The organism is Peptoniphilus harei, from assembly GCF_900454685.1.
Taxonomy (GTDB): Bacteria; Bacillota; Clostridia; order Tissierellales; family Peptoniphilaceae; genus Peptoniphilus_A; species Peptoniphilus_A harei.
This window is the reverse complement of record NZ_UATM01000015.1, coordinates 1-12,227: the sequence shown is the minus strand read 5'-3', so window position 1 is coordinate 12,227 and position 12,227 is coordinate 1. Positions and strand designations below refer to the sequence as shown.

Genomic DNA, 12,227 nt, shown 5'->3' with positions numbered 1-12,227 from the left:
AATTTTGAAATCGGGTTAATCCCGATTTTCTGCGTTTTATGGAAAGTAAACAAAAATAAAAAAAATTTACCAGTAAAGATTATTTTGAATCAATCATATTGTAACTGGTAATAAATATAAAAATTTAAATGGAGGTATTCAAATGAATGAATCAAAATTAAAAACAAAAGATTTAGTTAACATCGGCATTTTTTCAGTGATTTATATGGCGTTATCCATGGCGGTAATGTTTATTCCTGTGTTTTCTCCGATACTTTGGTTATTATGGCCAGCAATGACAGGCATAATATGTAATTTTATTTACATGTTGTTGGTCTCTAAGGTGCCAAAACCAGGAACGGCTTTACTTTTGATAGCAATTACAGGGATTATATATTTTGCTATAGGAGAATGCACTTTTACAATTGTCATAACTTGCGTTATTGCAGGGGTTTTAGCAGAAATTACTAGAAAAATTTGGGATATAAAAGTCAAAAAAGCGTAATAGTATCTTCAGGATTGATTTGCATTGGGTTGATTGGCTCACCATTGCCTATGTGGTTGTTCCAAGAATCTTATATGAAGTCTATTATTAAAATGGGAATGAGTCCAGAATATGTAAATAAATTACAAACTTTAATTTCAATTCCAACACTTATCGGGATGATCATTACTGCATTTATTGGAGGAGTCATTGGTGCATATATAGGTAAAGCAATGTTCAAAAAACGTTTTGAGAAAGCTGGAATTATGTAAATGGAGGGTATTGTAAGAGGCATTATAAAGCTAAATCCACTAACTGAAATCATTTTTTTTGATTTCAGTTAGTATTATTAGCTTTGCAAATAATAGCTTAAAATTAGATTTTTTTATTCTTTTAATTGTTGCTATTATAGCGTTATTTATGGGACTTGTTAAAATATCTTTAAAGGCATTATCTATGTTTGTATTATTACAGGGATTGAAATATTTTGTTTGCCGATTCTACCAGATGTCATATCAGCACATTTTGGATTATTGGTGATTCATGCTCCTAAGTTAATACCGATTTTTTAGTTGTCAAATTCTTGTAAAAACTAATCCTATACGAAATATTATGTATGCCTTAAAAATGATGCATTTTCAAAAAGCCTAATTATTTCTCTAGCAATAGGCATCAGATATTTCCATCTTTAAGAGAAGAAAAATATTAATCTCAGATGCAATAAAAATAAGAGGCGTGACTGGATTTAAAAAGATACAATTAGGACTAATATCATTAATAGTTACAGCTTCTAATACCGCAGATGAATTAGCTCAGGCTATTACAGTAAGAGGATAGAAAATCCTGCAAGAAAGACTTTTATGGATGATGCAGGATTTAACATTTGGGATCTAATAATTATTCTATTATGCATTCTGATGTTCTTTAATTAAAGTTCAAGTTATTTTTATAAGAGGTACGAAACATGATTAATATAAATGAAGCTTCATATTCCTATAAGAGAAGCTTAGAAGAACAGTTAAAGAAAATTTCAATAAAGATAATCAAGGAGAAGTTATCTTATTATGCGGAAAATCTGGTTCTGGGAAAACAACTATAACAAAATTAATCAATGGATTGATTCCTCATTTTTTAGAGGGAAATTATTAGGAATATTTTTATAAATGGGATAAACACAAACAAATGAAGATATATGAAATTTCTGAAAAAGTGGGAACAATTTTTCAAAACCCCAAAACACAGTTTTTTAATTTAGATTCAGATAGTGAACTAACATTTGGATTAGAAAATTTAGGTGAAAACCCTGATAAAATAAAAAGACAAGTTTTTAAAGTGGTACGTGATTTGGGAATTGAAAGATTAAAAAACAGAAATGTTTTTATGATGTCAGGTGGAGAAAAGCAATTACTTGCTATTGCATCTATTTATGCTACCAATCCAGATGTATATGTGTTTGATGAACCTTCTGCAAATATTGATGATATGGCATTGAAAGAATAAGAGAGATGCTTATAAATCTTAAAACTCAGGGCAAGACAATTATTATTTCTGAACATAGACTCTATTATTTAATGGATTTAATTGATAGAGCTATTTATTTACAAGACGGAAAAATAAAATAGTTTTTTCAAATGTGGAATTTTCTTCAATTAGTGATGACTCACGAAAGAAACTAGGACTTAGAACTTTTGTAAGAAAGAAAAATGATGATTTTGCAAATCCTGTCACATTTTGTGAATCTGATGACTTTGTAGTTTTCAAATTTAGAATATGAAAATAAGAAACAAAAAATTTAGATAAGATAAATATTTCCGGAAACAAGGGAGATATTATTGCATAACAGGTAAAAATGGTCAAGGAAAAACAACATTAATGAGAATTTTGTGTGGACTGTTGAAAGAAAACGAAGGAAAAATAAGCTATAAAGGAAGTCCCATAAAATATAAAAAACGAAGAAAACTTTGTTATATGGTTATGCAAGATGTAATTCATCAGTTTTTTCGGAATCTGTAAGAGATGAATTTAGTTTATTTGATTCTAAAATAGATGAAAAGCAAATAGATAATATTCTAGAAAAATTAGATCTTAAAAAATTAGATAATCGTCATCCTATGTGCTTATCAGGAGGTCAAATGCAGAGACTTTCTGTAGCATTGGGGATGTTAATGAATAGAGAAATTATTATTTTGGACGAACCAACGAGTGGACTTGATTATACAAATATGCTCGAAATAAGCAAAGTCATTAAAGAATTTTCAAATAATAAATTATATTATGTTACGCATGATAATGAATTGATTGATAGTACATGTAATAAATTATTGAAATTTGCGATGGCAGAATAAAAGATTTTATGAAAGAAGGTAAAAGATGGATATCTTAAAGGGACATAAAAGCAAGATTTTCGCAGCTGTATTCATTGCGATAATAGGAGTAGGATTTGGTGTAATACCTTATTTTTCTGTAGCAGCCATTATTAATAACTTGGTTGCAAAAAATGCAAATTTAAATAATTATTATCCATATATTTTTGCTGTATTTTTGGGATTTTTGGCAAGTATATTATTTCATGAAATATCTACTATTATTTCTCATAATCTTGCCTACAGGATTATTGAAGATAAAAAGAAAGTTATTAGCTGACAATTAAGTAAAATTTCTATGGAGAAGTTGAAAGAAAAAGCAGCGGACAGTGGTCTCAATTTATGGTGGAAACACTTGATAAAATGGAAAAACCGATTGCTCATGTGATTCCAGAAGTTATTGCTAAATATATTCATTCCTATAGTATTGATCATAACAATTTTATAATGGACTGGAGAATAGGAATTGCAAATTACTTACAATTCCATTAGGATTATTGTTCTCAATGTTAATGATGCGAGGTTATGAAGAAAAATCTAAAAGATACCAAGAAGCAGCTAAAGCTATGAATACGACAATGGTTGAATATGTAAATGGTATTAAAGTTATAAAAGCATTTAATAAATCAGCATCATCATTTGGGAAATTTAGAAAGACTGTTGAAGAGAATAAGAACGCAATGCTTGATTGGTATTTGAGTGTTTGTTTTTCAATGACAGCAACTATGGAAACTATCCCGTCAACTATGGTATTCGTTTTACCAGCTTCATTGTATTTCTTTATGAAGGGTAGTGTTGAAGTAGGAACTCTTATCACGTGTATATTGCTTCATATGCTCATATAACCTTAATAAAAGCTATGAGTCATATGAAAAGCAATATACACGTGATAAGAGTTCCTACTTCAACACTACCCTTCATAAAGAAATACAATGAAGCTGGTAAAACGAATACCATAGTTGACGGGATAGTTTCCATAGTTGCTGTCATTGAAAAACAAACACTCAAATACCAATCAAGCATGCGTTCTTATTCTCTTCAACAGTCTTTCTAAATTTCCCAAATGATGATGCTGATTTATTAAATGCTTTTATAACTTTAATACCATTTACATATTCAACCATTGTCGTATTCATAGCTTTAGCTGCTTCTTGGTATCTTTTAGATTTTTCTTCATAACCTCGCATCATTAACATTGAGAACAATAATCCTAATGGAATGTAAGTAAATTTGCAATTCCTATTCTCCAGTCCATTATAAAAATTGTTATGATCAATACTATAGGAATGAATATATTAGCAATAACTTCTGGAATCACATGAGCAATCGGTTTTTCCATTTTATCAAGTGTTTCCACCATAAATTGAGACCACTGTCCGCTGCTTTTTCTTTCAACTTCTCCCATAGAAATTTTACTTAATTTGTCAGCTAATAACTTTCTTTTATCTTCAATAATCCTGTAGGCAAGATTATGAGAAATAATAGTAGATATTTCATGAAATAATATACTTGCCAAAATCCCAAAAATACAGCAAAAATATATGGATAATAATTATTTAAATTTGCATTTTTTGCAACCAAGTTATTAATAATGGCTGCTACAGAAAAATAAGGTATTACACCAAATCCTACTCCTATTATCGCAATGAATACAGCTGCGAAAATCTTGCTTTTATGTCCCTTTAAGATATCCATCTTTTACCTTCTTTCATAAAATCTTTTTATTCTGCCATCGCAAATTTCCAATAATTTATTACATGTACTATCAATCAATTCATTATCATGCGTAACAATAAATATAATTTTATTATTTGAAAATTCTTTAATGACTTTGCTTATTTCGAGCATATTTGTATAATCAAGTCCACTCGTTGGTTCGTCCAAAATAATAATTTCTCTATTCATTAACATCCCCAATGCTACAGAAAGTCTCTGCATTTGACCTCCTGATAAGCACATAGGATGACGATTATCTAATTTTTTAAGATCTAATTTTTCTAGAATATTATCTATTTGCTTTTCATCTATTTTAGAATCAAATAAACTAAATTCATCTCTTACAGATTCCGAAAAAAACTGATGAATTACATCTTGCATAACCATATAACAAAGTTTTCTTCGTTTTTTATATTTTATGGACTTCCTTTATAGCTTATTTTTCCTTCGTTTTCTTTCAACAGTCCACACAAAATTCTCATTAATGTTGTTTTTCCTTGACCATTTTTACCTGTTATTGCAATAATATCTCCCTTGTTTCCGGAAATATTTATCTTATCTAAAATTTTTTGTTTCTTATTTTCATATTCTAAATTTGAAACTACAAAGTCATCAGATTCACAAAATGTGACAGGATTTGCAAAATCATCATTTTTCTTTCTTACAAAAGTTCTAAGTCCTAGTTTCTTTCGTGAGTCATCACTAATTGAAGAAAATTCCACATTTGAAAAAACATATTTTATTTTTCCGTCTTGTAAATAAATAGCTCTATCAATTAAATCCATTAAATAATAGAGTCTATGTTCAGAAATAATAATTGTCTTGCCCTGAGTTTTAAGATTTATAAGCATCTCTCTTATTCTTTCAATGCCATACTCATCAATATTTGCAGAAGGTTCATCAAACACATATACATCTGGATTGGTAGCATAAATAGATGCAATAGCAAGTAATTGCTTTTCTCCACCTGACATCATAAAAACATTTCTGTTTTTTAATCTTTCAATTCCCAAATCACGTACCACTTTAAAAACTTGTCTTTTTATTTTATCAGGTTTTCACCTAAATTTTCTAATCCAAATGTTAGTTCACTATCTGAATCTAAATTAAAAAACTGTGTTTTGGGGTTTTGAAAAATTGTTCCCACTTTTTCAGAAATTTCATATATCTTCATTTGTTTTGTGTTTATCCCATTTATAAAAATATTTCCTAATAAATTTCCCTCTAAAAAATGAGGAATCAATCCATTGATTAATTTTGTTATAGTTGTTTTCCCAGAACCAGATTTTCCGCATAATAAGATAACTTCTCCTTGATTAATCTTTATTGAAATTTTCTTTAACTGTTCTTCTAAGCTTCTCTTATAGGAATATGAAGCTTCATTTATATTAATCATGTTTCGTACCTCTTATAAAAATAACTTGAACTTTAAATTAAAGAACATCAGAATGCATAATAGAATAATTATTAGATCCCAAATGTTAAATCCTGCATCATCCATAAAAGTCTTTCTTGCAGGATTTTCTATCCCTCTTACTGTAATAGCCTGAGCTAATTCATCTGCGGTATTAGAAGCTGTAACTATTAATGATATTAGTCCTAATTGTATCTTTTAAATCCAGTCACGCCTCTTATTTTTATTGCATCTGAGATTAATATTTTTTCTTCTCTTAAAGATGGAAAATATCTGATGCCTATTGCTAGAGAAATAATTAGGCTTTTTGGAAAATGCATCATTTTTAAGGCATACATAATATTTCGTATAGGATTAGTTTTTACAAGAATTTGACCAACTAAAAAAATCGGTATTAACTTAGGAGCATGAATCACCAATAATCCAAAATGTGCTGATATGACATCTGGTAGAATCGGCAAACAAAATATTTCAATCCCTGTAATAATACAAACATAGATAATGCCTTTAAAGATATTTTAACAAGTCCCATAAATAACGCTATAATAGCAACAATTAAAAGAATAAAAAAATCTAATTTTAAGCTATTATTTGCAAAGCTAATAATACTAACTGAAATCAAAAAAATGATTTCAGTTAGTGGATTTAGCTTTATAATGCCTCTTACAATACCCTCCATTTACATAATTCCAGCTTTCTCAAAACGTTTTTTGAACATTGCTTTACCTATATATGCACCAATGACTCCTCCAATAAATGCAGTAATGATCATCCCGATAAGTGTTGGAATTGAAATTAAAGTTTGTAATTTATTTACATATTCTGGACTCATTCCCATTTTAATAATAGACTTCATATAAGATTCTTGGAACAACCACATAGGCAATGGTGAGCCAATCAACCCAATGCAAATCAATCCTGAAGATACTATTACGCTTTTTTGACTTTTATATCCCAAAATTTTTCTAGTAATTTCTGCTAAAACCCCTGCAATAACGCAAGTTATGACAATTGTAAAAGTGCATTCTCCTATAGCAAAATATATAATCCCTGTAATTGCTATCAAAAGTAAAGCCGTTCCTGGTTTTGGCACCTTAGAGACCAACAACATGTAAATAAAATTACATATTATGCCTGTCATTGCTGGCCATAATAACCAAAGTATCGGAGAAAACACAGGAATAAACATTACCGCCATGGATAACGCCATATAAATCACTGAAAAAATGCCGATGTTAACTAAATCTTTTGTTTTTAATTTTGATTCATTCATTTGAATACCTCCATTTAAATTTTTATATTTATTTACCAGTTACAATATGATTGATTCAAAATAATCTTTACTGGTAAATTTTTTTTATTTTTGTTTACTTTCCATAAAACGCAGAAAATCGGGATTAACCCGATTTCAAAATTTATTATTTTTTAATTTTATATTATGTTTTCATTTAATAATCCTCCTCCAACCAAAATTCATTGCTGCCTCCATCATATCGATAAAATTTAAGGCTTCATTATATGGATACCTATGTGTGATTACCTCAAATAAAGGCGTACATGCCATTGTATAAGAACATGAAGTTCATCATCATTCAAATCATTTACTTCAATCTTTTTTTCTTTAAGAATCTCAATTAATTTCTTAGCGCCCTGCACTTCAAGATTCACTAAATCATGACGAATTGATTCAAATTCCGTACCATGAGAACAGTTAAACAGAAGATTAACTATAGGATCGTTTTGGTAAATAAATTCCAATAATTCCCTATTACTATCATCAGATTTTTCTCCAAAAGCTTGTAAACCATTTACTTTAATTTCTTCAATCGCTTGATTTGTCAATTCTTTACTTCTTCTGTATAAGTGATTAAGTATAGGACTTACAAGTACTTTAAAAATATCTTCTTTAGATTTAAAATGCTTATATATTGCACCAGGCGTAATTCCTGCATTTTTAGCAATAGTGCGAATAGAAGCCTCTTCGAATCCATGCTCTGTAAACTCGCTTTTTGCACTTTTTAATATTTTCTCTATTGTAACATCTTTGTCTCTCAGTAAGTTTCACCTCCCAAATTAAGATAACACCGTTTACTATATTTTAGCATAAAGAAGCTAATGAAGTCAACAATCACTATCAATTACATTTTTTATGATAACATATTATTTAATTATCTATAAATTCTCTTGTTAGGTCCGCTACTAGTTTCCATTCTGGATCAAGCATACAATCATGACACACATCGTCTAAAACAACAATTTTGATTTATACAACTTAGCTGATTCTATTACTGATTCTCCGAGTAAACAATTGTCATTTTTAGAATATATGGTTAAATTGGAACATTAAATTCTATTTTTTTAATTGAGGAATAAATAACAGGCAACATTCTTATGCTTAGAGGTTCCTTATTCATTTTATCAATATACTTTTTAGCGTTATTAACTCTTCCAGAAAAAAGAATTCTTCCCTTGTCAACTTAATATAATTCTTATTAGTAAAGAATAAATTTTTATCCTGTTTTCAATTGAAATGGCATTAAAAAAACCATTGATTTCGGCACACAATCTTTATAAGTTTTTAAAAATTCATTTATAAACAAATTACCCATAGAATGTGTTATAAAAATAAACTCTGTATCAATTTTTTTAATATTTTCCCTTAATATTTCATAGAATCTTTTAAATTTTTAGCTTCTTTTGATAATGCATGCACATGTAAATTGTATCCTTTTTCCTTAAGTATGGTATAAAATGTTCATTCCAGCACCATTCATAATGAAAAGCTCCACATACTAAAATAATTGTTTCTTTCATGACTACTTATTTATCTCCTTTTTTATATTTTAAAAAAAACAGCAAATCAATTATTTGTTGTTAAAATATAAAAAAGGAGATAAATAAGTAGTCATGAAAGAAACAATTATTTTAGTATGTGGAGCTTTTCATTATGAATGGTGCTGGAATGAACATTTTATACCATACTTTAAGGAAAAAGGATACAATTTACATGTGCATGCATTATCAAAAGAAGCTAAAAATTTAAAGATTCTATGAAAATATTAAGGGAAAATATTAAAAAAATTGATACAGAGTTTATTTTTATAACACATTCTATGGGTAATTTGTTTATAAATGAATTTTTAAAAACTTATAAAGATTGTGTGCCGAAATCAATGGTTTTTTTAATGCCATTTCCAATTGAAAACAGGATTAAAAATTTATTCTTTACTAATAAGAATTATATTAAGTTGACAAGGGAAGAATTCTTTTTTTCTGGAAGAGTTAATAACGCTAAAAAGTATATTGATAAAATGAATAAGGAACCTCTAAGCATAAGAATGTTGCCTGTTATTTATTCCTCAATTAAAAAAATAGAATTTAATGTTCCAATTTAACCATATATTCTAAAAATGACAATTGTTTACTCGGAGAATCAGTAATAGAATCAGCTAAGTTGTATAAATCAAAAATTGTTGTTTTAGACGATGTGTGTCATGATTGTATGCTTGATCCAGAATGGAAACTAGTAGCGGACCTAACAAGAGAATTTATAGATAATTAAATAATATGTTATCATAAAAAAATGTAATTGATAGTGATTGTTGACTTCATTAGCTTCTTTATGCTAAAATATAGTAAACGGTGTTATCTTAATTTGGGAGGTGAAACTTACTGAGAGACAAAGATGTTACAATAGAGAAAATATTAAAAAGTGCAAAAAGCGAGTTTACAGAGCATGGATTCGAAGAGGCTTCTATTCGCACTATTGCTAAAAATGCAGGAATTACGCCTGGTGCAATATATAAGCATTTTAAATCTAAAGAAGATATTTTTAAAGTACTTGTAAGTCCTATACTTAATCACTTATACAGAAGAAGTAAAGAATTGACAAATCAAGCGATTGAAGAAATTAAAGTAAATGGTTTACAAGCTTTTGGAGAAAAATCTGATGATAGTAATAGGGAATTATTGGAATTTATTTACCAAAACGATCCTATAGTTAATCTTCTGTTTAACTGTTCTCATGGTACGGAATTTGAATCAATTCGTCATGATTTAGTGAATCTTGAAGTGCAGGGCGCTAAGAAATTAATTGAGATTCTTAAAGAAAAAAAGATTGAAGTAAATGATTTGAATGATGATGAACTTCATGTTCTTTATACAATGGCATGTACGCCTTTATTTGAGGTAATCACACATAGGTATCCATATAATGAAGCCTTAAATTTTATCGATATGATGGAGGCAGCAATGAATTTTGGTTGGAGGAGGATTATTAAATGAAAACATAATATAAAATTAAAAAATAATAAATTTTGAAATCGGGTTAATCCCGATTTTCTGCGTTTTATGGAAAGTAAACAAAAATAAAAAAAATTTACCAGTAAAGATTATTTTGAATCAATCATATTGTAACTGGTAAATAAATATAAAAATTTAAATGGAGGTATTCAAATGAATGAATCAAAATTAAAAACAAAAGATTTAGTTAACATCGGCATTTTTTCAGTGATTTATATGGCGTTATCCATGGCGGTAATGTTTATTCCTGTGTTTTCTCCGATACTTTGGTTATTATGGCCAGCAATGACAGGCATAATATGTAATTTTATTTACATGTTGTTGGTCTCTAAGGTGCCAAAACCAGGAACGGCTTTACTTTTGATAGCAATTACAGGGATTATATATTTTTGCTATAGGAGAATGCACTTTTACAATTGTCATAACTTGCGTTATTGCAGGGGTTTTAGCAGAAATTACTAGAAAAATTTTGGGATATAAAAGTCAAAAAAGCGTAATAGTATCTTCAGGATTGATTTGCATTGGGTTGATTGGCTCACCATTGCCTATGTGGTTGTTCCAAGAATCTTATATGAAGTCTATTATTAAAATGGGAATGAGTCCAGAATATGTAAATAAATTACAAACTTTAATTTCAATTCCAACACTTATCGGGATGATCATTACTGCATTTATTGGAGGAGTCATTGGTGCATATATAGGTAAAGCAATGTTCAAAAAACGTTTTGAGAAAGCTGGAATTATGTAAATGGAGGGTATTGTAAGAGGCATTATAAAGCTAAATCCACTAACTGAAATCATTTTTTTGATTTCAGTTAGTATTATTAGCTTGCAATAATAGCTTAAAATTAGATTTTTTATTCTTTTAATTGTTGCTATTATAGCGTTATTTATGGGACTTGTTAAATATCTTTAAAGGCATTATCTATGTTTGTATTATTACAGGGATTGAAATATTTTGTTTTGCCGATTCTACCAGATGTCATATCAGCACATTTTGGATTATTGGTGATTCATGCTCCTAAGTTATACCGATTTTTTTAGTTGGTCAAATTCTTGTAAAAACTAATCCTATACGAAATATTATGTATGCCTTAAAATGATGCATTTTCCAAAAAGCCTAATTATTTCTCTAGCAATAGGCATCAGATATTTTCCATCTTTAAGAGAAGAAAAATATTAATCTCAGATGCAATAAAATAAGAGGCGTGACTGGATTTAAAAAGATACAATTAGGACTATATCATTAATAGTTACAGCTTCTAATACCGCAGATGAATTAGCTCAGGCTATTACAGTAAGAGGGATAGAAAATCCTGCAAGAAAGACTTTTATGGATGATGCAGGATTTAACATTTGGGATCTAATAATTATTCTATTATGCATCTGATGTTCTTTAATTTAAAGTTCAAGTTATTTTTATAAGAGTACGAAACATGATTAATATAAATGAAGCTTCATATTCCTATAAGAGAAGCTTAGAAGAACAGTTAAAGAAAATTTCAATAAAGATTAATCAAGGAGAAGTTATCTTATTATGCGGAAAATCTGGTTCTGGGAAAACAACTATAACAAAATTAATCAATGGATTGATTCCTCATTTTTTAGAGGGAAATTTATTAGGAAATATTTTATAAATGGGATAAACACAAAACAAATGAAGATATATGAAATTTCTGAAAAAGTGGGAACAATTTTTCAAACCCCAAACACAGTTTTTTAATTTAGATTCAGATAGTGAACTAACATTTGGATTAGAAAATTTAGGTGAAAACCCTGATAAAATAAAAGACAAGTTTTTAAAGTGGTACGTGATTTGGGAATTGAAAGATTAAAAACAGAAATGTTTTATGATGTCAGGTGGAGAAAAGCAATTACTTGCTATTGCATCTATTTATGCTACCAATCCAGATGTATATGTGTTTGATGAACCTTCTGCAAATATTGATGAGTATGGCATTGAAAGAAT

At 28.6% G+C, this 12,227-nt stretch carries 17 protein-coding genes and 6 pseudogenes; 14 read left to right on the top strand and 9 right to left on the bottom strand.

Annotated elements, in window-relative coordinates; translation table 11 throughout:
- Positions 1-142: 142 nt before the first annotated feature.
- The 6 genes and pseudogenes from DRZ96_RS12045 to DRZ96_RS00700 all read left to right on the top strand — a co-directional run bounded on the left by DRZ96_RS12045 (position 143) and on the right by DRZ96_RS00700 (position 3,671).
- Positions 143-735, top strand: a pseudogene (locus DRZ96_RS12045) (MptD family putative ECF transporter S component).
- Positions 736-1,427: 692 nt separating this feature from the next.
- Positions 1,428-1,562, top strand: coding sequence for a hypothetical protein (locus DRZ96_RS11285; RefSeq protein WP_256584723.1), 135 nt, complete (start codon positions 1,428-1,430; stop codon positions 1,560-1,562).
- Positions 1,520-1,963 (top strand): annotated as a pseudogene (locus tag DRZ96_RS11280) (ABC transporter ATP-binding protein). Before DRZ96_RS11285 ends, DRZ96_RS11280 begins: the two are co-directional and overlap by 43 nt.
- A gap of 372 nt (positions 1,964-2,335) precedes the next feature.
- Positions 2,336-2,808: pseudogene (locus tag DRZ96_RS11270) on the top strand (ATP-binding cassette domain-containing protein).
- Positions 2,809-2,833: 25 nt separating this feature from the next.
- Positions 2,834-3,106: a hypothetical protein gene (locus DRZ96_RS00705; protein WP_112889249.1), complete on the top strand. Its 273-nt coding sequence runs from the start codon at positions 2,834-2,836 to the stop codon at positions 3,104-3,106.
- Positions 3,107-3,278: 172 nt separating this feature from the next.
- Positions 3,279-3,671 (top strand): ABC transporter transmembrane domain-containing protein, encoded by a 393-nt coding sequence (locus DRZ96_RS00700; protein ID WP_457920604.1) that lies wholly within the window; start codon positions 3,279-3,281, stop codon positions 3,669-3,671.
- A 159-nt stretch (positions 3,672-3,830) separates the two neighbouring features.
- On the opposite strand, the pseudogene DRZ96_RS12505 reads toward DRZ96_RS00700, so the two are convergent.
- The 9 genes and pseudogenes from DRZ96_RS12505 to DRZ96_RS12475 form a co-directional block, all read right to left on the bottom strand.
- Positions 3,831-4,342 (bottom strand): annotated as a pseudogene (locus DRZ96_RS12505) (ABC transporter transmembrane domain-containing protein).
- On the bottom strand, positions 4,255-4,521 hold the full coding sequence (locus DRZ96_RS12500) for a hypothetical protein (protein WP_457920605.1): 267 nt from the start codon (positions 4,519-4,521) through the stop codon (positions 4,255-4,257). The pseudogene DRZ96_RS12505 and the gene DRZ96_RS12500 overlap by 88 nt, the downstream one beginning before the upstream one ends.
- A 3-nt stretch (positions 4,522-4,524) precedes the next feature.
- Positions 4,525-4,923 (bottom strand): ATP-binding cassette domain-containing protein, encoded by a 399-nt coding sequence (locus DRZ96_RS12495; protein ID WP_256584720.1) that lies wholly within the window; start codon positions 4,921-4,923, stop codon positions 4,525-4,527.
- A 35-nt stretch (positions 4,924-4,958) separates the two neighbouring features.
- Positions 4,959-5,555, bottom strand: coding sequence for an ATP-binding cassette domain-containing protein (locus DRZ96_RS12490; RefSeq protein WP_256584719.1), 597 nt, complete (start codon positions 5,553-5,555; stop codon positions 4,959-4,961).
- A gap of 29 nt (positions 5,556-5,584) precedes the next feature.
- Positions 5,585-5,938 (bottom strand): ATP-binding cassette domain-containing protein, encoded by a 354-nt coding sequence (locus DRZ96_RS12485; RefSeq protein ID WP_256584718.1) that lies wholly within the window; start codon positions 5,936-5,938, stop codon positions 5,585-5,587.
- Between the two features lie 203 nt (positions 5,939-6,141).
- Positions 6,142-6,372: an energy-coupling factor transporter transmembrane component T gene (locus tag DRZ96_RS12480; protein ID WP_457920603.1), complete on the bottom strand. Its 231-nt coding sequence runs from the start codon at positions 6,370-6,372 to the stop codon at positions 6,142-6,144.
- A 263-nt stretch (positions 6,373-6,635) separates the two neighbouring features.
- Positions 6,636-7,229, bottom strand: coding sequence for an MptD family putative ECF transporter S component (locus DRZ96_RS00680; protein ID WP_002842188.1), 594 nt, complete (start codon positions 7,227-7,229; stop codon positions 6,636-6,638).
- A gap of 263 nt (positions 7,230-7,492) precedes the next feature.
- Positions 7,493-7,798, bottom strand: a complete 306-nt coding sequence (locus tag DRZ96_RS11250) for a hypothetical protein (RefSeq protein WP_256584717.1) — start codon at positions 7,796-7,798, stop codon at positions 7,493-7,495.
- A gap of 60 nt (positions 7,799-7,858) precedes the next feature.
- Positions 7,859-7,981: pseudogene (locus DRZ96_RS12475) on the bottom strand (TetR/AcrR family transcriptional regulator); the annotation flags it as partial.
- Between the two features lie 882 nt (positions 7,982-8,863).
- Here DRZ96_RS12475 and DRZ96_RS10435 point away from each other — a divergent pair.
- The 8 genes and pseudogenes from DRZ96_RS10435 to DRZ96_RS12455 all read left to right on the top strand — a co-directional run.
- Positions 8,864-9,010: a hypothetical protein gene (locus DRZ96_RS10435; protein WP_172605432.1), complete on the top strand. Its 147-nt coding sequence runs from the start codon at positions 8,864-8,866 to the stop codon at positions 9,008-9,010.
- Positions 9,007-9,351, top strand: coding sequence for a hypothetical protein (locus DRZ96_RS00670; protein ID WP_112889247.1), 345 nt, complete (start codon positions 9,007-9,009; stop codon positions 9,349-9,351). The genes DRZ96_RS10435 and DRZ96_RS00670 overlap by 4 nt, the downstream gene beginning before the upstream one ends.
- A gap of 277 nt (positions 9,352-9,628) precedes the next feature.
- Positions 9,629-9,781: pseudogene (locus DRZ96_RS12030) on the top strand (TetR/AcrR family transcriptional regulator); the annotation flags it as partial.
- Between the two features lie 60 nt (positions 9,782-9,841).
- On the top strand, positions 9,842-10,240 hold the full coding sequence (locus DRZ96_RS00665) for a hypothetical protein (protein WP_036762271.1): 399 nt from the start codon (positions 9,842-9,844) through the stop codon (positions 10,238-10,240).
- Positions 10,241-10,411: 171 nt separating this feature from the next.
- Positions 10,412-10,720: an MptD family putative ECF transporter S component gene (locus DRZ96_RS12470; protein WP_256584716.1), complete on the top strand. Its 309-nt coding sequence runs from the start codon at positions 10,412-10,414 to the stop codon at positions 10,718-10,720.
- Positions 10,644-11,006 (top strand): MptD family putative ECF transporter S component, encoded by a 363-nt coding sequence (locus DRZ96_RS12465; protein ID WP_457920602.1) that lies wholly within the window; start codon positions 10,644-10,646, stop codon positions 11,004-11,006. The genes DRZ96_RS12470 and DRZ96_RS12465 overlap by 77 nt, the downstream gene beginning before the upstream one ends.
- Positions 11,007-11,694: 688 nt before the next feature.
- Positions 11,695-11,895, top strand: a complete 201-nt coding sequence (locus tag DRZ96_RS12460; RefSeq protein WP_256584715.1) for an ATP-binding cassette domain-containing protein — start codon at positions 11,695-11,697, stop codon at positions 11,893-11,895.
- Between the two features lie 213 nt (positions 11,896-12,108).
- Positions 12,109-12,227 (top strand): ATP-binding cassette domain-containing protein (locus DRZ96_RS12455; RefSeq protein WP_322788180.1); only part of this gene is annotated, 119 nt, incomplete at its 3' end.

Coding starts and splice junctions, on each gene's coding strand:
- DRZ96_RS11285 (WP_256584723.1), top strand. CDS start 1,428: ATGATTAATATAAATGAAGCTTCATATTCCTATAAGAGAAGCTTAGAA.
- DRZ96_RS00705 (WP_112889249.1), top strand. CDS start 2,834: ATGGATATCTTAAAGGGACATAAAAGCAAGATTTTCGCAGCTGTATTC.
- DRZ96_RS12500 (WP_457920605.1), bottom strand. CDS start 4,521: ATGGATATCTTAAAGGGACATAAAAGCAAGATTTTCGCAGCTGTATTC.
- DRZ96_RS12495 (WP_256584720.1), bottom strand. CDS start 4,923: ATGCAAGATGTAATTCATCAGTTTTTTTCGGAATCTGTAAGAGATGAA.
- DRZ96_RS12485 (WP_256584718.1), bottom strand. CDS start 5,938: ATGATTAATATAAATGAAGCTTCATATTCCTATAAGAGAAGCTTAGAA.
- DRZ96_RS00680 (WP_002842188.1), bottom strand. CDS start 7,229: ATGAATGAATCAAAATTAAAAACAAAAGATTTAGTTAACATCGGCATT.
- DRZ96_RS10435 (WP_172605432.1), top strand. CDS start 8,864: ATGAAAGAAACAATTATTTTAGTATGTGGAGCTTTTCATTATGAATGG.
- DRZ96_RS00670 (WP_112889247.1), top strand. CDS start 9,007: ATGAAAATATTAAGGGAAAATATTAAAAAAATTGATACAGAGTTTATT.
- DRZ96_RS12470 (WP_256584716.1), top strand. CDS start 10,412: ATGAATGAATCAAAATTAAAAACAAAAGATTTAGTTAACATCGGCATT.
- DRZ96_RS12460 (WP_256584715.1), top strand. CDS start 11,695: ATGATTAATATAAATGAAGCTTCATATTCCTATAAGAGAAGCTTAGAA.